The sequence below is a fragment of the Deltaproteobacteria bacterium genome (genome assembly GCA_005879795.1).
In the GTDB taxonomy this organism is placed as follows: domain Bacteria; phylum Desulfobacterota; class Binatia; order DP-6; family DP-6; genus DP-6.
The window spans coordinates 24,624-42,059 of sequence record VBKJ01000103.1 but is presented as its reverse complement, the minus strand read 5'-3'; the positions used below and the strand labels follow the sequence as shown (position 1 = coordinate 42,059).

18 protein-coding genes, 1 tRNA gene and 1 other RNA gene are annotated in these 17,436 nt (G+C 72.0%); 1 reads left to right on the top strand and 19 read right to left on the bottom strand.

What is annotated here, in order from left to right; genetic code table 11:
* The 12 genes from E6J59_05505 to E6J59_05450 all read right to left on the bottom strand — a co-directional run.
* A partial coding sequence (locus E6J59_05505) for a polyribonucleotide nucleotidyltransferase (protein TMB21653.1) occupies positions 1-1,214 on the bottom strand: 1,214 nt, incomplete at its 3' end.
* Positions 1,215-1,252: 38 nt separating this feature from the next.
* A complete protein-coding gene (gene rpsO / locus E6J59_05500) occupies positions 1,253-1,522 on the bottom strand; it encodes a 30S ribosomal protein S15 (protein ID TMB21652.1) in 270 nt (89 codons plus the stop codon).
* Between the two features lie 119 nt (positions 1,523-1,641).
* Positions 1,642-2,532 (bottom strand): tRNA pseudouridine(55) synthase TruB, encoded by an 891-nt coding sequence (truB, locus tag E6J59_05495; protein ID TMB21651.1) that lies wholly within the window; start codon positions 2,530-2,532, stop codon positions 1,642-1,644.
* On the bottom strand, positions 2,529-2,891 hold the full coding sequence (rbfA, locus tag E6J59_05490) for a 30S ribosome-binding factor RbfA (protein ID TMB21650.1): 363 nt from the start codon (positions 2,889-2,891) through the stop codon (positions 2,529-2,531). Before rbfA ends, truB begins: the two co-directional genes overlap by 4 nt.
* Before the next feature lie 7 nt (positions 2,892-2,898).
* On the bottom strand, positions 2,899-3,186 hold the full coding sequence (locus tag E6J59_05485) for a DUF503 domain-containing protein (GenBank protein TMB21649.1): 288 nt from the start codon (positions 3,184-3,186) through the stop codon (positions 2,899-2,901).
* A 109-nt stretch (positions 3,187-3,295) separates the two neighbouring features.
* Positions 3,296-6,031, bottom strand: coding sequence for a translation initiation factor IF-2 (gene infB / locus E6J59_05480; protein TMB21648.1), 2,736 nt, complete (start codon positions 6,029-6,031; stop codon positions 3,296-3,298).
* 4 nt (positions 6,032-6,035) lie between these two features.
* Positions 6,036-6,317, bottom strand: a complete 282-nt coding sequence (locus E6J59_05475) for a YlxR family protein (GenBank protein TMB21647.1) — start codon at positions 6,315-6,317, stop codon at positions 6,036-6,038.
* Positions 6,314-7,666, bottom strand: a complete 1,353-nt coding sequence (nusA, locus tag E6J59_05470) for a transcription termination/antitermination protein NusA (GenBank protein TMB21646.1) — start codon at positions 7,664-7,666, stop codon at positions 6,314-6,316. Before nusA ends, E6J59_05475 begins: the two co-directional genes overlap by 4 nt.
* Before the next feature lie 11 nt (positions 7,667-7,677).
* On the bottom strand, positions 7,678-8,172 hold the full coding sequence (locus tag E6J59_05465) for a ribosome maturation factor RimP (GenBank protein TMB21645.1): 495 nt from the start codon (positions 8,170-8,172) through the stop codon (positions 7,678-7,680).
* Between the two features lie 129 nt (positions 8,173-8,301).
* Entirely contained in the window at positions 8,302-10,110 is a 1,809-nt protein-coding gene (locus tag E6J59_05460; protein ID TMB21644.1) for a long-chain fatty acid--CoA ligase, read from the bottom strand.
* A 143-nt stretch (positions 10,111-10,253) separates the two neighbouring features.
* Positions 10,254-10,733, bottom strand: a complete 480-nt coding sequence (locus E6J59_05455; GenBank protein ID TMB21643.1) for a transcription elongation factor GreA — start codon at positions 10,731-10,733, stop codon at positions 10,254-10,256.
* Positions 10,734-10,740: 7 nt separating this feature from the next.
* The gene (locus E6J59_05450) at positions 10,741-11,199 is read right to left on the bottom strand and encodes a hypothetical protein (GenBank protein TMB21642.1); all 459 of its coding nucleotides are present in this window, start codon (positions 11,197-11,199) and stop codon (positions 10,741-10,743) included.
* A gap of 284 nt (positions 11,200-11,483) precedes the next feature.
* On the opposite strand from E6J59_05450, the gene E6J59_05445 reads away from it, so the two are divergent.
* The gene (locus E6J59_05445) at positions 11,484-12,209 is read left to right on the top strand and encodes a ComF family protein (GenBank protein TMB21641.1); all 726 of its coding nucleotides are present in this window, start codon (positions 11,484-11,486) and stop codon (positions 12,207-12,209) included.
* An 11-nt stretch (positions 12,210-12,220) separates the two neighbouring features.
* Here E6J59_05445 and E6J59_05440 read toward each other — a convergent pair whose 3' ends face one another.
* The 7 genes from E6J59_05440 to E6J59_05410 all read right to left on the bottom strand — a co-directional run bounded on the left by E6J59_05440 (position 12,221) and on the right by E6J59_05410 (position 17,344).
* Positions 12,221-12,856, bottom strand: a complete 636-nt coding sequence (locus E6J59_05440; GenBank protein ID TMB21640.1) for a lysoplasmalogenase — start codon at positions 12,854-12,856, stop codon at positions 12,221-12,223.
* A gap of 81 nt (positions 12,857-12,937) precedes the next feature.
* Entirely contained in the window at positions 12,938-13,885 is a 948-nt protein-coding gene (locus tag E6J59_05435; protein TMB21639.1) for an alpha/beta hydrolase, read from the bottom strand.
* 546 nt (positions 13,886-14,431) lie between these two features.
* Positions 14,432-15,010, bottom strand: coding sequence for a recombination protein RecR (recR, locus tag E6J59_05430; protein ID TMB21654.1), 579 nt, complete (start codon positions 15,008-15,010; stop codon positions 14,432-14,434).
* A gap of 21 nt (positions 15,011-15,031) precedes the next feature.
* Positions 15,032-15,358, bottom strand: coding sequence for a YbaB/EbfC family nucleoid-associated protein (locus tag E6J59_05425; GenBank protein TMB21638.1), 327 nt, complete (start codon positions 15,356-15,358; stop codon positions 15,032-15,034).
* 6 nt (positions 15,359-15,364) lie between these two features.
* Positions 15,365-16,948, bottom strand: coding sequence for a DNA polymerase III subunit gamma/tau (dnaX, locus tag E6J59_05420; GenBank protein ID TMB21637.1), 1,584 nt, complete (start codon positions 16,946-16,948; stop codon positions 15,365-15,367).
* A 37-nt stretch (positions 16,949-16,985) separates the two neighbouring features.
* An RNA gene (gene ffs / locus E6J59_05415) (signal recognition particle sRNA small type) lies at positions 16,986-17,084 on the bottom strand.
* A 174-nt stretch (positions 17,085-17,258) separates the two neighbouring features.
* Positions 17,259-17,344, bottom strand: a tRNA-Ser gene (locus E6J59_05410).
* Between the last annotated feature and the right edge of the window lie 92 nt (positions 17,345-17,436).

Here is a 17,436-nt window from a genome sequence, read left to right as displayed (position 1 = left end):
AACTTGACCTCGCCCGTGCTGAAGGGCGGGAAGTTGTAGTGCAGCATGAACTTCTTGTACTGCTCGCCGATGAGCGCATCGATCTTCTGCTCGTCGGAGGAGGTGCCGAGCGTCGCCACCACGAGCGCCTGCGTCTCGCCGCGCGTGAAGAGGGCCGAACCGTGCGTGCGCGGCAGGACCTCGACCTCGCAGGTGATGGGGCGCACGTCGGCGAGCCCGCGGCCGTCGAGGCGGCGCTTCTGCTGCACGATCGCCTCGCGTACGACGTCCTTCTTCATGTGATCGAAGATGCCCGCCACCTGCTTGGCGCGCTCGGCTGTTCCTGCGCCGAGGCGCGCCACCACCTCGTCGCGCGCCTGATCGAGGGCGTCGTAGCGCTCCTGCTTGCCCGACCTGGCGAGCGCCGCGCGGAGGCTCGGCAGCGCCGCCTCGCGCACCTGCCGCTCGAGCTCGGGGTCGACGGCGGGCGGCGTCACGCTGCGCTTGGCCTTGCCGACCAGCCGTTGCAGGCCCTCCTGCAGCGCGATGAGCGGCTGGAGCGCCTCGTGAGCGGTGAAGAGCGCCTCGAGCAGCACCGCTTCGGGCACCATGTGGGCGCCGCCTTCGACCATGACGATGGCGTCGCGGCTGCCCGCGACGATGACGTTCATGTCGCTCGAAGCGAGCTGGCTGGTGGTGGGGTTGATGACGAACCGGCCGCCCACGCGCCCGATGCGCACGGCCGCGATGGGACCGTTCCACGGAATGTCGGAGAGGACGAGCGCGGTCGAGGCGCCCAGGAGCGCGAGGACGTCGGGGTCGTTCTCCCTGTCGTGCGAGAGCACGGTGGCGATGACCTGCGTCTCGCAGTTGAAGCCCTTCGGGAAGAGCGGGCGGAGGGGGCGGTCGATCAGGCGGGAGGTGAGGATCTCCTTCTCCGCCGGTCGCCCCTCGCGCTTGAAGAAGCCGCCCGGGATCTTCCCGGCGGCGAAGGTCTTCTCCTGGTAGTCGCAGGTGAGGGGGAAGAAGTCGATGCCCTCGCGCGCCGTGGCGAGCGCCGTCGCCGTGACCAGCACGACGGACTCGCTGAACTGCACGAGGGCGGCACCCCCGGCCTGCCTGGCCATGCGGCCGGTTTCGACCGTCAGCGGACGGCCGTGAAACTCGATCTGGACTCGCTGGTGTCCGGGCTGCGACATCAAAGATGACTCCTCCGCGGCCGACGGCCGCAGCATCTCGAGCACTCGCGAGGGAAGGAAGGAAGGACGGGGAGTTACTTGCGGATCCCGAGCTGCTCGATCACGCTCTTGTAGCGCTGGAAATCGCGCCGCTTGAGGTAGTCGAGCAGGCGGCGACGCTGTCCCACGAGCTTCAGCAGCCCACGACGGGAGTGGTGGTCCTTCTGGTGCACCTTGAAGTGCCCCGTCAGGTACCCGATGCGGTTGGTGAGGAGCGCGATTTGGATCTCGGGCGACCCCGTGTCGCTCGCGTGCCGGCGATACGCCTGCACGATCTCCTGCGTGCGCTCCTGCACGACTGCCATCCCGCCCTCTTCGTCTCGTTCGTATCTCGCTATTTGAGCCGGCTCTCCTAACATGGCGTTTGTGCCTTGTAAAGCTGGTGTCCTCCTCGGCGCTGGCTGATCAGGGCAGCATCTCCTCCTCACGACACCCCGAGCAGGCGGACGAGGCGCCAGGCCGCGCGCGCCCCCGCGGCCTCGATGACCGCCGCCACGTTGCCCGCGGGGTCGAGCAGGAGCGCCGTCTCGCCCGCGGCGCGCGGCGCGGGCAGACGCGCGAGCGGCTCCTGCTGGCCGCGGCGCAGGCGGCCGAGCGCATCGGAGGGAGCCGAGAAGGCCGCATAGCCGGCGAGCGCGTCGCGGACGGCCACGACCGGCAACGTGGCGCCGGGCGCGAGCCCGAGGAGGGCGTCGACCGCCGTCGCGTCCTCGACGCGAAAGGCGCCGACCCGCGTCCGCCGCAGGCGCTCGAGGTGGGCGACCGTCCCGAGCGCCCGCCCCACGTCGGCCGCCAGCACGCGCACGTACGTCCCCTTCGAGCAGGCGATGCGGAAGTCGATCCGGTCCGGTCCGCTGAGCGCCAGCTCGATGCGCTCGATCGTGATCTCGCGCGGCGCGCGCTCGACCTCGAGGCCGCGGCGGGCGAGCTCGTAGAGGGGCACGCCGTCGCGCTTGAGCGCCGAGTACATGGGCGGCACCTGCTGCTGGCGTCCGGTGAAGCGCGCGGCGACCGCGTCGAGCTCGGGCTGTGCGAGCGGCGGGACGGGTGCCGTGGCGATCGGAGAGCCGGTGCGGTCGAGTGTGTCGGTCGCGGTGCCGAGGCTGATCGTCCCCTCGTAGGCCTTCTCCTCGGCGAGGAGGTAGCGCGCCACCTTGGTCGCCTCGCCGAGGCAGAGCGGGAGGAGGCCGCTCGCGAACGGGTCGAGGGTGCCCAGGTGCCCGACCTTGGTCCGGCCGAGCCGCGGCTTGAGGGTGCGGATCACCCCGGCCGATGTCGTCCCCTCGGGCTTGTCGACCAGGAGGACGCCGGTCACTCCTCGTCCTCGTCCCGGGCTGCCGCGGCGCGCAGCAGGTCGTCCACCCGGCGGGCGATGTCGGGCTGCGTGTCGTACTCGAAGCGCAGCTCCGGCGTGACCCGCAGCCCGAGGGCCCGTCCCACCTGCCCGCGCAGGAACGTCGCCGCACGCGCGAGCGCGCGCAGCGCCGCCGCGCGCGCGTCCGCCGTGTCGCCGAGCGTGCGCACGTACACGCGCGCCACGCGCAGATCGGGCGACATGCGCACGGCGGTCACGGTCAGGTCGCGCAGCCGCGGGTCGTTCGCCCGGCGCAGGAAGAGCGCCGCCAGCTCGGCCTGGACGAGGTGGGCCACGCGCTCGGGGCGGCGCTCGGCCATCGCGCCCTCAGTAATGGAGGAACTCGAGGCGCTCCTCGCCCAGCTGGGCGAGCTCGAGCCCGTCGATGAAGCGCACGACTTCCCTGAGGCAGGCGTCCACGTGCCGCTCGTCCACCCCCACCTGGCTCACCCCCAGGGTCGTGCGCTGCCAGTGATCGTGGTCGGCGCACTCCGCGATCGAGACGTTGAACTTGCTCTGCACGCGTGCCTTGATGGTCCTGAGCACGCTGCGCTTGCCCTTGAGCGAGTGGTTCTCGGGCAGCAGCAGCTCGAGCCGGAGCACGCCGACCACCATCTGTATCCCTCGCTCGCGCTCGCGCAGTATCCCTCGCTCGCGCTCGCGCTGTAACCCTCGCTCGCGCTGGCGCTGTATCCCTCACGCTCGCGGCGCGGCGCCGCGCCCGTCAGGCCGTCCGCTCGGCCGCCTGCGCGCCCTTGGCTGCAGCGGGTGCGAGCCGGCGGGCCACCTGCTCCACCTCGTAGGCCTCGATCACGTCGCCCACCTTCATGTCCTGGTACCCGTCGAGCGACATGCCGCACTCGTAGCCGCCCGCGACCTCGCGCACGTCCTCCTTGAAGCGCTTGAGACTCGCGATCCGCCCGTCATGCACGACCACGTGGTCGCGCAGGAGGCGCGCCTTGGTGCCGCGCGGGATCTTACCCTCGGCAACGAAGCAGCCCGCCACCTGGCCGATGCCCGAGACAGTGAACGTCTGCCGCACCTCGGCCCGACCCAGCACCTTCTCCTGCAGCGTCGGCTCGAGGAGCCCTTCGAGCGCGTCGCGCACGTCGTTCAGGGCCTCGTAGATGATGGTGTAGAGGCGGATGTCCACCCCCTCGCGCTCGGCGAGCGCCGCGGCCTTCGGCTCCGGCCGCACGTTGAAGCCGATCACGACGGCGTTGGAGGCCGAGGCGAGGAGCACGTCCGACTCCGTGATGCCGCCCACCGAGCCGTGCAGCACGGTGAGGCGCACGTCGCCGCTCGAGAGCGCGCGCAGCGCCTCGCTCGTCGCCTCGACCGAGCCCTGCACGTCGGCCTTCAGGACGACCTTCAGCTCCTTCACCTGGCCGGTCTGGATCTGCTGGTAGAGCTCGTCGAGCGAGACCTTGGCGGTCTTCGCCATCTCGGCCTCGCGCTGCTTCGTACGGCGATGCTCGGCGACCTGCCGCGCCTTCTGGTCGTCCTGCACGCCGACGAAGGTGTCGCCCGCCTCGGGCACGCCGCCGAGGCCCAGGATCTCCACCGGGGTCGACGGACCGGCCGCCTCGATGCGCTGTCCCTTGTCGTTCATCATGGCGCGCACGCGGCCGTACTGCGTGCCGCACACGAAGGCGTCGCCGGGCCGCAGCGTCCCCTCCTGCACCAGCACGGTCGCCACCGGGCCGCGGCCACGGTCGAGACGGGCCTCGACGATCGTCCCCTTGGCGAGGCGGCCCGGGTTGGCCTCGAGCTCGAGGACGTCCGCCTGCAGCAGGATCATGTCGAGAAGCTGCGCGATACCCTCCCGGGTCTTCGCCGAGACCGGCACCATGATCGTGTCCCCGCCCCACTCCTCGGGCGCGAGGCCGTGGTTGCCGAGTTCCTGCTTCACGCGCTCGGGGTTCGCGTCCGACTTGTCGACCTTGTTGATCGCGACGATGATTGGCACTTCGGCCGCGCGCGCGTGGTTGATGGCCTCGACGGTCTGCGGCATGACCCCGTCGTCCGCCGCCACCACCAGCACCACGATGTCGGTCACCTTGGCGCCGCGCGCGCGCATGGCGGTGAAGGCCTCGTGGCCGGGCGTGTCGAGGAAGGTCACCTGGCGGCCGTTCACCTCGACCGTGTAGGCGCCGATGTGCTGCGTGATGCCGCCGGCCTCGCCCTCGGCCACGTTGGTCGAGCGAATCGCGTCGAGGAGCGAGGTCTTGCCGTGGTCGACGTGCCCCATCATGGTGACGACCGGCGCGCGCACGGCGCCCTTCTCCTCGCCTCCCTCGGCCTCGGCGGCCTCGAGCATCTGCTCCACGTCGAAGGCGACGTTCTCGACCTGATGCTCGAACTCGGCCGCGACCAGCGCCGCGGTGTCGTGATCGAGCGCCTGGTTGATGGTCGCCATCATCCCCATGTCGAGGAGCTTCTTGAGAACGTCGCCCGCCTTGACCCCCATGGCACGGGCCAGGTCGGCAACCGTGATGACCTCCGAGATGCGGACCACCCGCTTCGACGCGCGCGGGACCGTGATCTCGGTCTTCTTCTGCTCCTTGCCGGGGAGCGCGCGCCGCTTCTGCGGGCGCTTGCCCGGGCGCAGGAAGTCCCGCTCCATGGTGTCGAGCATGTCGGACTTCTTGATGACCTTGCGGCCCTTCTTCTTCTTGGGGGCGCCGTCACCGGCCGCCGGCTCGGCGCTCGGCGCCGGCTCGGCGGCACCGCGGACCGCGGGCGACGGGGCGGGCGCCGTGGGCCGGCGCAGGTCGATCTTGCCGAGGACTTTGACCCCGCGCATCTCCTCGAAACCGGGCGGAGGCGGCGCCGGCACGGGGCCCGGTGCCGGGCGGGCCACCGCCGGGCGCCCGGCCGGCACGGTGGCCGACGCACTCGGCGCGGCGGGCTCCGGCGCGCCGGCGGCAGGGGTCGGCGGCAGCGCGTGCTCCGCGGCCGGCGGCGCCGGGGCCGTCGCGGCCGGCGGCGGGGCGGCCTCCGCGGCGAGAGGCGGCGGCTCGACCGCGGCCTGTGGCACCTCGCTGAGCGGCGGCGGGACGCTCGCTTCCAGGTCGAGCGCGGGTGGCACCTCGCTCACGACACTGTCGGCCGGGCTCGGCGGCGGCAGGTCCTCGCGCTTGAGCACCTCGCGCGCCGTGCGCCGGCGGATCACGTTGGGGCGCAGCCGCGTCTCGGTCGTCTGCTCGCGCGCCGTGACCAGGTGGTCCCCGCCGGCATCGCGCTCGGTCACGACCCGCTCCGCGACCACCCGCTCGGTGCCGACGACCACCCTGGGGCGCGCCCCGAGCCCGAGCACGTCGTGCACGCGCTGCACCTCGTCGTCGGCGAGCGAACTCTGGGAACGCTTGCCCCGAATACCCACCTTCTCGAGCGTCGCCAAGAGGTCCTTGGGCTGCACCCCCCATTCCCTGGCCAGCTCGTGGATGCGCCTCGACATGGTGCTACCCTTCGCCCCGCTCCGCCTCCGCCGCCGCCAGCGCCGCGACGAGCGCCGCGCGCTCCGCCGGCGCTGGGCTCACGCGGAGCGAGCGCACCGGGCCGCGGCGGCGGGCGAAGGCGCGCCAACACTCCGGGCTCGCGTGCAGGTAGCCCCCGCGCCCGGGCGCACGCCGGCGCCCGTCGACGCGGAGGCCGGCGGGACCGGCGACGAAGCGCACGAGCGCCCGTTGCGGGGAACGCGCGCCACAGCCGACGCAAGTGCGGACCGGCTCGTGCACGCTCACCTCCGACCCTCCTCGCCGACCGGCTCCGCCGGCGAGGCCCCGCCCTCCTCGCCGCTCCCGGCGCTCGGCTCGGCCGCTGCGGCCTCGGCTGCGGCCTGGGCCTCCTCGGCCCGCAGGCGCTCGACGTGCTCGCGCGCAGCGGCCAGGATGCCCGCCGCCCGCTCGGAGCCGATGCCCTCGATCTCGCCCACCGTCTCCTCGTCCGAGGCGGCCAGCTCCTCGGCCGACTTGAAGCCGCCCTGGTAGAGGAGCTCGGCGGTCATGTCGCCGACGTTCGGGAGGGCGGTGAGCGAGGCCCGCGCCCGGCGCGCCTCGTCCTCGGCCTCGGCCTCGCTGCGCACGTCGAGCTTCCAGCCCGTGAGCCGCGAGGCGAGGCGCACGTTCTGCCCCTTCTTGCCGATGGCGAGCGAGAGCTGGTCGTCGGGGACGATCACCTCCATGGCGCGCTCGTCCTCGTCCATGATGATCTTCGACACCTTGGCCGGTGCGAGCGCGCGGCACACGTACTCCGCCGGGTCGCTCGTCCAGGGCACGATGTCGATCTTCTCGCCGCGCAGCTCCTGCACCACCGCCTGAACGCGCGTGCCGCGCATGCCGACGCAGGCGCCGACCGGGTCGACGTCGCGGTCGTTGGAGATGACCGCGAACTTCGCGCGCCCGCCCGGCTCGCGGGCCGCGCCCTTCACCTCGACGATGCCCTCGTAGATCTCGGGCACCTCCTGCTCGAAGAGCTTGATCAGCAGCCCGGGGTGCGTGCGCGAGAGGACGATCTGCGGCCCCTTGCCGGTCAGCTCGACGTCGAGGATGTAGGCGCGGATGCGGTCGCCCTGGCGGTAACGCTCGCGCGGAATCTGCTCCTTCTCGGGGAGGATGGCATCGGTGCGCCCGAGGTTCACGATGATGTTCTTCCTCTCGAAGCGCTGGACGATGCCGGAGAAGAGCTCGCCCTTCCGATCCTTGAACTCCTTGAAGATGATCTCGCGCTCAGCGTCACGCACCCGCTGGATGATGTTCTGCTTCGCCGCCTGCGCGGCGATCCGGCCGAACTTCTCGGCTGGAAGCCTGACCAGCTGCTCGTCCCCGACCTGCGCCTCGGGATCCACTCGGACCGCGGCCTCGAGCGACATCTGGTTCTCGGGATCGTCGACCGTCTCGACCACGGTCTTGACCTCGAAGAGTTCGATCTCGCCCAGCTCAGGGTTGAACTCCGCCTCGATTTTCTTGTCGTGCCCAAAGGTCTTCTTGGCCGCCGAGACCATCGCGTCCTTGAGCGCGTCGACGATGATCTTTCGGTCGATGCCCTTCTCCTTGCAAACCTGCTCGATGACGCGGTTGAGGTCGGGTAGCATGAGAGGCTCGTTCACGCGTGCGGCGGCCCTGCGGGCCGGCTGAAGTCGTGGTCGATGTGGGCCTTGTCGATCGCCCCGAGCGGGATGGCGATGCGTCCGGCATCGGGATCGTGGAGCGTGATCTCCTCCGCCGATGCGGCCTCGAGCGTGCCGCGGAAGTGCCGGCGCGCGCCGATCGGCGCGCGCGTCTGCACCCGCACGCGCTCGCCGAGCGCACGGTGGAAGTGCGCCTCGCGCAGGAGCGGCCGGTTGATGCCGGGCGAGGAGCACTCGAGGTGGTAGCGCCCGGGGACGGCGTCGTGCGCGTCGAGCAGGTCACCGAGCTCCCGCGACACGCGCCCCAGCTCGTCGAGCGTCACGCCGCCCTCGGGGCGGTCGAGCAGGAGCCGCAGCACGACGCGGCCGGCTTCGGGGCGATACTGCACGTCCACGAGTTCGAGGCCCCCCGCCAGCGCGAGGGGCTCCGCGACCTCCCAGACTCGCTGGGTCACCGCGGGCCGATCCATGAACCCTGCTCCTCCAAAATGAAAGAGTGGGCGGGGGCCCACTCGGTTTGGTCAGTGAAGGCCGGAGAGCCGGGATCTATAACACGGGGCTCGTAACCCCGCAACGGGCCGAACGAAGTCGCCGCCCGCTCAGCCCGCGTACATCTCCTCGATCTGCGCGCGATAGCGCTCCGCCATCACCTTGCGCCTCACCTTGAGGCTCGGGGTGAGCTCGCCCGTCTCGGTGGAGAGGTCCCGGGGCAGGATGCGGAAGTACTTGATCGATTCGTAGGAGGCGAGCTCCCGGTTCGCCGCCGCCACCTCGCCCTCGATCAGCTCGCGCACCCTGGGATGCGCCGCCATCTCCTCCGGAGACGCGAACCGCAGCCCCTGCACGCTCGCCCAGCGCGCGACCTCCTCCTGATCGAGCGTGACGAGCGCCGTGCAGTACTTGCGGTTGTCGCCGATCACCACCGCCTGGCTCACGTGCGGCTGGAGCTTGAGCAGGTTCTCGATCTTCTGCGGGGCAACGTACTTGCCGCCCGAGGTTTTGATCAGGTCCTTCTTCCGGTCGGTGATGCGCAGGAAGCCGTCCGCGTCGAACTCGCCGATGTCACCGGTGTGGAACCATCCCTCGCTGTCCCAGCTCTCGGCGGTGGCCTCGGGCCGGCGGTGGTAGCCGAGGGCGATGTTGGCGCCGCGCGCCAGGATCTCGCCGTCGGGCGCGAGCCGGAGCTCGCAGCAGTCGAGGGGCAGGCCAACGGTCCCGAGCTTGAAGCGGTCCGGCCGGTTCACCGTCAGGCTGGGGGTCGTCTCGGTGAGCCCGTAGCCCTCCAGGATCGGGATGCCGATGGCGTGGAAGAACTCGGCGATCTCGCGCGAGAGCGGCGCGCCGCCCGAGGTCATGTACCGGATGTTGCCGCCGAGGAGCTGATGGATGCGGGAGAAGACCAGGCGGTGGGCGACCGCGTGCTGCAACGCCATCAGCCGGGGGACCGGCCGGCCCTCCTGCTCGTGTCTGCTACGCGCCCGGCCGACACCCACCGCCCAGTCGAAGAGCGCCCGTCGCAGCGCCCCGCCGGCGTCACGCGCCCCCTGGATGCGCCCGTAGAGCTTCTCGTAGATGCGCGGCACGGCTGGCACGAGGTGCGGGCGAGAGGTCGCAAGGTCCTCTGCCAGCGTGTCGATGGAGCGCGCGAAGGCGGTGACCGTCCCGGCCGCGATCCCGTAGTACTCGATCAGGCGCGCGAAGGAGTGAGCGAGGGGCAGGAAGAAGAAGTCGACGTCGCCCTCGCGCGCGATGCCGACCTTCAGCAGCGACTCGATCGTGGCGAGGTGGTTGCCATGGGTCTGGAGCACGCCCTTGGGCGGCCCGGTCGTGCCCGAGGTGTAGACGATCGTGGCGAGCTGGTCGCGCCGCAAGGCGGCAACCCGCCCCTCGATCTCCGCAAGCGTGCGTCCGAAGGCGACGCGGCCCCGCTCCATGAGCGCTGCCAGCGACTGCCCGGCGCCCGGGTCGCCCTCGATCGTGACCACCGCCCGCACGCCGATCGTCTGGCGCACGCCGTCGAGCTCGAAGCCGCGCTGGGTCACCTCCTCGATCTTCGCGCGCTGCTTCGGATTCTCGACGAATACCACCGAGGACTCGGAGTTGGCGATGATGTAGCCGCACTCGGCGGGCAGGTTCGACTGGTAGATGGGGACGGTGAGGGCGCCGCAGGCGAGGATGGCGAAGTCGATCTCCATCCACTCGGGGCGCGTGTTGGAGAGGAGCGCCACGCGATCGCCGGGGGACACGCCCATGGCGATCAGGCCCGCCGCCATGGCGCGCACGCGCTCGGCCATCGCCCGCCACGTGACCTCGTGCCAGCCGTCCTCGGTACGGTAGCGGTAGCGCGGCCGGGTGGTCAGCTCGTCGGCCCGCTCGAAGAACATCTCTGCGAGGTTCGCGTACGACATGCGCGCCCTTCCCAGCTCGCGCCCGCCTGCGGGCGCGAGCGGCGCGTACCGTACAATACTGCCGTTTCACCCCTCAACCCCGCCGGTTCGGCGCCGGGGGCCGGCAGGGGCCCGGCCGCGCCGGACCGGGGGAAAGCGTCCCGCTACCGCTCGCCCTGCTGCAGGTGGTGCAGCGTCACGAGCTCGAGGATCTGATACGTCCGCTTGCCGCTCGGCGTCTGCACCTCGACCTCGTCGCCTACCGCCTTGTTGAGCAGCGCGCGTCCGAGCGGCGAGGAGAGGGATATCTGCCCCCTGCCCGCGTCCACCTCCTCGGGGAACACGATCTCGTAAGCCATCGACTCCCCGGCGTCGTCCTCCACCGTGACCCGACTGCCGTAGGCGACCACGTCGCGCGGGATCGAAGCGACGTTGTACATCGACAGCTCGCGCACCCGCCCCTCGAGCTGTCCGATGCGCGAGCGGACATAGTCCTGCCGCGCCTTCGCGGCCTCGTACTCGGCGTTCTCGGAGAGATCGCCGTGCGCGCGGGCCGCCTCGAGCTCCTTGGGCAGCTTGACGTTCAGCTCGTACCTGAGATCCGCCAGCTCCTTCTTGAGCCGGGCGATGACCGGCAGCTCCATGAGCTCCTCAGGCGCGGGCGGGCTCGGCCAGTACGCGGCGCGCGATCTCGCTTGCCTGCCGGCCGTCGAAGCGGCCGGCGAACCGCTCGCGCAGCGCGCCCATGATCGCGCCCAGAGTGCGCTCCGCCGGCCGCGCTGCGATGGCGCGGATGGCCTCTTCCAGCTCGGCGGGGGCTAGCGGCGCCGGCGCATACGCCTCGAGGAACACGCGCTCCGCGCGGTTCTGGTCGACGAGCTCGCTGCGGCCGGCCTTGACGGCGAACTCCTCGGCCTCCTCGCGCTTGCGGATCTCGCGGCGCACGAGCTGCACCAGGTCCGCCTCCGCGAGCGCGGCGCCCCGCCGCTCGACCTTCAGGTTCTTGGCCGCGGTGAGGAGACCGCGCAGCACGTAGACGCGCGACATCTCGCGCGCCTTCATGGCGCGCGTCAGGTCGTCGGCGAGCTGCTGCTCCGTGAGTGCGGGCATCGCGCGTTAGGGTAAGGAGAAGTCGCGAGGTTGTAAAGCGCGGCGGCGCGAAACCGGCACAGCGCCTCAGGGCTTCTCGTGGGTGAACGGGGGCGGCGCCGAGGCACGCGCCCACCACGACGCAGCGACCGCGCGCACGTGGTCCCCCTGGGTGCAGTACCAGTACGCCGCCGCCACCCCGAGCAAGACGCCGGCCCAGAAGTTCCTCACCGCTCACCTCCTCCGCCCCGGTTGCTTGAGCGCCGCACAGCCTCACAATGGTGTCGCGCCGCCCTCGGTTCGCCATGCGGCGCTGGCTCCCGATACTGCCCGACCTCCTCTTTCCCCCGCACTGCGAGGCGTGCGAGGCTCCGCTGCCGCTCGGCCACCGCTCGTGCCTGTGCGCGGGCTGCCGCGCCGCGATGGCGGCGCCGCCCGCGCCCCTCTGCCGCTCGTGCGGCGTCCCGCTCGGAGCGAGCTGCCCGAGCGATTCGTGTCCCGGCTGCGCCCACCATCCCCCCGCCTTCACCGCTGCGCGTGCAGCCGCATTGTATCTCCCCTCGGCCTCCGGTCTCAATCCGCTCGCGGCGGCGGTCCAGGGTCTCAAGTATCGCCGCCGGCGGCGGCTGGCCGGCGCGCTCGGCGCGCTGCTCGCGGAGCGCTATCCCTTCCGTCCCAACGCGCTCCTGGTTCCCGTTCCCCTCCACCCCGCGCGCCTGCGCGCGCGCGGCTTCAATCAGGCGCTCCTCCTCGCGCGCGCGCTCGGCCGGCGGCGCGGGCTGCCGCTCGCGCCGCGCCTCCTCGTGCGCACCCGCGCCACCGACGTGCAGGCGCGGCTGCCGGCCGCCGAGCGCCGGAGGAACCTGGACGGCGCGTTCGCCGTGCGGGCCCCGCGCCTGTGCCGCGCGCGCTCGATCGTGCTCGTGGACGACGTGCTCACGACCGGAGCGACGGCCGACGCGTGCGCCCGCGCGCTCCTCGCCGCCGGCGCCGCCCGCGTCGACGTCTACACGGTCGGCCGGGCCCCGTGACGCGCTGGAGATCAGCCGCGCACCGAGAGCGCGATCAGCGTCTGCGCGGCGTAGTAGGTCGTCATGACCGTGGCATCGGCCGCCCGCAGCCGGCGTGCGAAGCGGTCGGTCGCGAGCAGCCCGTCGGAGAGCATGAAGAGGAGCGCGCCGGCGAGCGCGAGCTCGCCGCTCGCGCTCGGCGCGGCCGTCGCGCGCACCGCCGCACGCCAGCCCATGACGGCGATGACGCTCACGTAGACGCCGACCGGGGCCCGGTCGCGCCCGAGATGCGGCCAGAGGTAGCGGAGCATCGCGAGGCTGCCGAGCGCGAAGGGTGCGAGCAGCGCCCATGCGGACGCGCTCCACGCCGCCTCGCGCGCGAAGGCTGCGATGTAGAGGAGGTGCGCCACCAGAAAGTGGAGCAGGCCCGCGACGAAGCCGCGCGGCAAGAGGAGGCAGACGTCCCCCCCGAGCGAGCAGAGGAGCCCGGCGAACACGAGCCAGCGGTACGCGTGGCCGACGGGGGCTGGCTCGGCCGCGACGAGCCCCGCCAGGAGCGCGATCGGCACCGCCTTCGACAGGTCGGCGGCGGCGCGCGCCCCGGCCACGCGCGCCATCACGTGCGCCGTGCCGAGCAGCAGCACGAGCCCGATGCCTCCGCGCCACATGGTCGCGGCGCACTGAACGCCGGCCGGCGCCGGGAAGTCAAACTCCCGGGACGGATCCGGCCGGCTCGGCGTCGGCGGTACTCAGGCCCGGCGGAAGCGGCGCGTGAGCCAGTCGATCATGATGCGGGAGAGCTCGCCGGGTCGCTCCTGCTGCGTCCAGTGGCCGCAGCCCGGGATCATGACCGTCTCGAGATCGGGCACGAGGTCGCGCATCGCCTCGGCCAGCTGGGGCCGCAGGACGGGGTCGTGCTCCGCGGTGATCATCAACGACGGGACGGCGATCGTCGCCCCGGCGAGCTCGGGCGTCGTCTCCCAGTTCCGGTCCATGTTACGGTACCAGTTGATCCCGCCCGTGAAGCCGGTGCGCTCGAAGGCGCGCACGTAGACCCCGAGCTCCTCCTCGGAGAGGAGCGGGCGGCCCGGCAGCTCGGCTCCCGTGACAGCCTCGACCAGGTTCCGGCGGTGCCACAGCTTGCGGGTCTCCTCGAGCGGCACGCCCGAGCGCATGAGCTGGGTGAACACGCGCCGGACGTCGCGCACCAGGGCCGTGTCCGCCTCGCCCGGCTTCTGGAAGTGGACGACGTAGTAGTTTTCCCCCCACATGGCGCGCATGAGCGTGAGGGGCGGCGCCGACGGACGCGGGAAGTACGGCGTGTTGACCCCGATCACGCCCGCGGTGCGCGCCGGGTGGAGGAGCGCCATGTGCCAGACCACGATGCCACCCCAGTCGTGGCCGGCGAAGACCGCGCGCTGGAGACCGAGCGCGTCGAGGAGCCCGACGAGATCGTCGGTCAGATGGCGAATGTCGTAGTCGGTGACGGCCGCCGGCCGCTCCGTCGCGCCGTAGCCGCGTTGATCGGGTGCGATGGCGTGGAAGCCGGCCGTGGCGAGCGCCGGAATCTGATGGCGCCACGAGTAAGCGATCTCGGGAAAGCCGTGGCAAAGCACCACCGGCGGGCCCTCGCCCTGCTCGCTGACCGCCATGCGAATGCCGTTGGTGTGGATCGCGCGCGTGATCGCGGCCGTCATCCCCCCGCGCTCATCGCACGCCGGGCGCGAAAGGAAAAGGGCCGCCGGAGTCACCTCCGACGACCCTCTTCGGATTTGGCTCCCCGGGCCGGACTCGAACCAGCGACCAATCGGTTACACCGGTCCCGCCGTTTCCGACGGGGGTGGACTATCTCATCGCCGTGGGCCGGACGGCCTGTAGGCGGCGGGCGCTCGTGGGGAGATTATCCTTCCGTCACTCCCTAGTCTCTGCACCTTCCCTCCGCCCTGCGTTCTCGGAGGGCTCGGCTCAGGGTTACCATATGCCCCGACCCTGCACTTAGGCTTCCCTGAATTCACCCGCTTTTCACTCACCGGTTTCCCGGTGAGGCTGCGTCATGGCCACAGCCGATCGCTCTACCTACTGAGCTACCGGGGAACGACGAGCTTATAGGCGAAAGCGCCGGGGGTGCGCAAACCGCCGTCGCCGTCAGGCTTGTTCGGGGGCCCGTCCGCTGCTCGCGGCTCCCGCGCGCTGCGCTGCTCCGATGCGGCCAAACCCCGTCGGCCTGCTCGGCGGCGGCCTCCCTACATCTCCCGGCGGCCCTCGAGGGCGCGGCCGACCGTGACCACGTCGGCGTACTCGAGGTCGCCCCCGACCGGAATGCCATGCGCGATGCGGGTCACGCGGATGCCGAGAGGCTTGATCAGCCGGGCAAGGTAGAGCGCCGTCGCCTCGCCCTCGGTCGTGGGGTTGGTGGCGACGATCACCTCGCGCACCGCGCCGGCGCGAAGGCGAGCCAGGAGCGGCTCGATCTTGAGCTCGTCGGGCCCCACGCCGTCGAGCGGCGCGAGCGTGCCGTGCAGCACGTGATAGCGGCCGCGAAACTCTCGCGCGCGCTCGACGGCGAGCAGGTCGGCCGGCTCCTCCACGACGCAGATCGCGTCGGGAAGGCGCGCCGGATCGGTACAGATCGGGCACGGATCCGCTTCGGTGAGTGCGAAGCAGACCGAGCAGAGGCGGGTCTCCTCCTTGACCGCCAGCACGGCCTCGGCGAGCGCCCGCGCGTACGGCCGGTCGGCGCGCAGGATGTGGAACGCGAGCCGGGCCGCCGTCTTCTCGCCGATCCCCGGCAGCCGCATGAGCTGCTCGATCAGGCGCGTCATGGAGGGCGGCTGGGCCACGGCTCAGCCCAGCCCCGGGAGCTTGATGCCGAGGCCGCCGGTCAGCTTCCCCATCTCCTCCGACAGCATGCGCTGCGCAGCCCGGAGGCCCGCGTTCACCGCCGCCACGACGAGGTCCCGGAGCATGTCCGCGTCGGGCTTCTCGAGGAGAGAGGGGTCGATGTGGAGCCCTACCACCTCGAGCTTCCCGCTCACCACGGCGGTCACCATGCCGCCGCCCGCGCTCGCCTCGACCGTGCGCTCGGCCAGTTCCTGCTGGATGCTCGCGATCTTCTCCTGCAGCTGCTGCGCCTGCCGGAAGAGCCCACCCAGGTCGAAGCCCTTACCCATCGCGCGCTACCGGCGCCGGTCCCGCACGCCGCGCACCTCGGCGCCAAAGATCTCGACCGCGGCTTGCACCATCGGATCGGCGAGCGTCTCCTCGGTGCGCCGCCGGGCCTGCGCGAGAGGCGCCTGGCCGGCGTGCTCGCTCGGCAGCGGACCCACCTCCACCCGGAGCTCGCGTCCGGCGACCTCGCTCGCGATGGCGCGCAGGCGCTGCAGGGTCTCCTTGCGCGACAGCTCCCGCCGCGCCGCCTCGTTCTCGATTCCGATGCGGAGCGCTTCGCCGTCGGCCCCGAGCAGCGTGCCGCTCACGAGCATCATGTAGGGCGCGACCAGCTTTGCCTCCTGTACGCGGGCCAGGAACCGCTCCCACAGGTCGCCACCGGGCGACGGCGGTGCGCTCTCGCGCAAGGCGCCGTCAGGTGCCGGGCCGGGAGCGGCGGGGTTTCCCCCGCCCAGGGCCTCCAGGCGGCGGAGGATGTCGTCCAGCGGCAGGAGCGACGGCAGCGTCGCGAGCCGCACCGCGCACATCTCGAGGACCAGCTTCGGGTCGACGCTGCGCGCGGGCGCCGCGAGCGCCTCGTCCGCCTCGAGGAGGAGACGGAAGAAACGCTGCAGGTCGTCGGCCGAGCGGCGCTCGGCCTGCGCGGCGAGTGCGTCCACGTCCGCCTCCGGCAGGTCGGCCACCAGCGCGCGCTCGCCGGTCGCGGCCAGCACGGCCAGGTGGCGGAAATGCTCGAGGAGATCACGGCAGAAGCGCTGCGCGTCGTAGCCGTGCGCATGGAGCTCGCCGAGGTGGCGGACGCAGGCGGCGGGGTCGCCGCCCAGGATGGCGTCGGCCACCGCCAGCACGAGCCGCCGGTCCGCCGCGCCGAGCACCTGTCGCACGGTGGCGGCGTCGGCCGCACCGCCCGCGGCCGTGAGCACCTGCTCGAGGAGGGACTGCGCGTCCCGCAGGCTCCCCTCCGCCTCCCGCGCCACGAGGGCCAGCGCCTCCTCCGAGAGCGCGAGCCCCTCGGCGTCGGCCGTGCGCCGGAGGTGCGCGCGCAGCTCGCCCAGGCCGATGCGCCGGAGGTCGTAGCGCTGGCAGCGCGAGATCACCGTCGCCAGCACCTTGTGCGGCTCGGTGGTGGCGAAGACGAACTTCACGTGCGCCGGCGGCTCCTCGAGCGTCTTCAAGAGCGCATTGAAGGAGTGCGACGAGAGCATGTGGACCTCGTCGATGATGAAGATCTTGAAGCGGCTCTTGAGCGGCAGGTGCGCGACCGTCTCCATCAGGTCGCGCATCTTGTCGACCTGGGTGTGCGAGGCGCCGTCGATCTCGAGGACGTCGAAGGCCGTGCCGTCGCCGATCTCCCTGCAGTTCGAGCAGGCGTTGCAGGGCTCCGGCGTCAGGCCCCGCTCGCAGTTGAGGGCCTTGGCGAGCAGCCGCGCCGTGGTGGTCTTGCCGACGCCGCGCGGGCCGCTGAAGAGGAAGGCGTGCGCCACGCGGCCCGCGGCGATGGCAGCCTGCAGGGTACGGGTCACGTGATCCTGCCCGACCACGTCTGCGAAGCGCTGCGGCCGAAGCCGCCGGGCGAGCACCTGGTATGTCATCTACTACTACGCGGCGAGGCCAGAGGCGTCCGGCGGTAACGGCTAGGGCGCCCTGCGGCACAGGAGGACATTCGGTACCGCTGCTTCCTTCCGGACCTGACGGGGTTCGCGACGCCTTCTTGCGCAGGACCTAGCCGCCACCGCCCGACGCCCGCGGGGCGAGCGTCACAGTACCCACGTTCGATGAAGGGCGCAAGGCAAGATGGAGGCCGAGCGCGAGAGCGCTCGAGCTGGCCGACGGGGTCTTGGGGGCAGCGGAGCGCGCGGCAGCGCGCGAGCAGCGGACGGGCCCCCAGGAATGTTGGTCGAGCGGAGAGGGAGGGATTCGAACCCTCGGTACCGGGTAGGTACACACGCTCTCCAGGCGTGCCCCTTCGGCCGCTCGGGCACCTCTCCGGCGCGCCAAGCGTCGCAAATGGCGACGAGAGGTGCAAGCGGGATGGGGCACGGCTGCGGGCCGTCGAGTGCGCGTGGGGCGCAGAATGTGG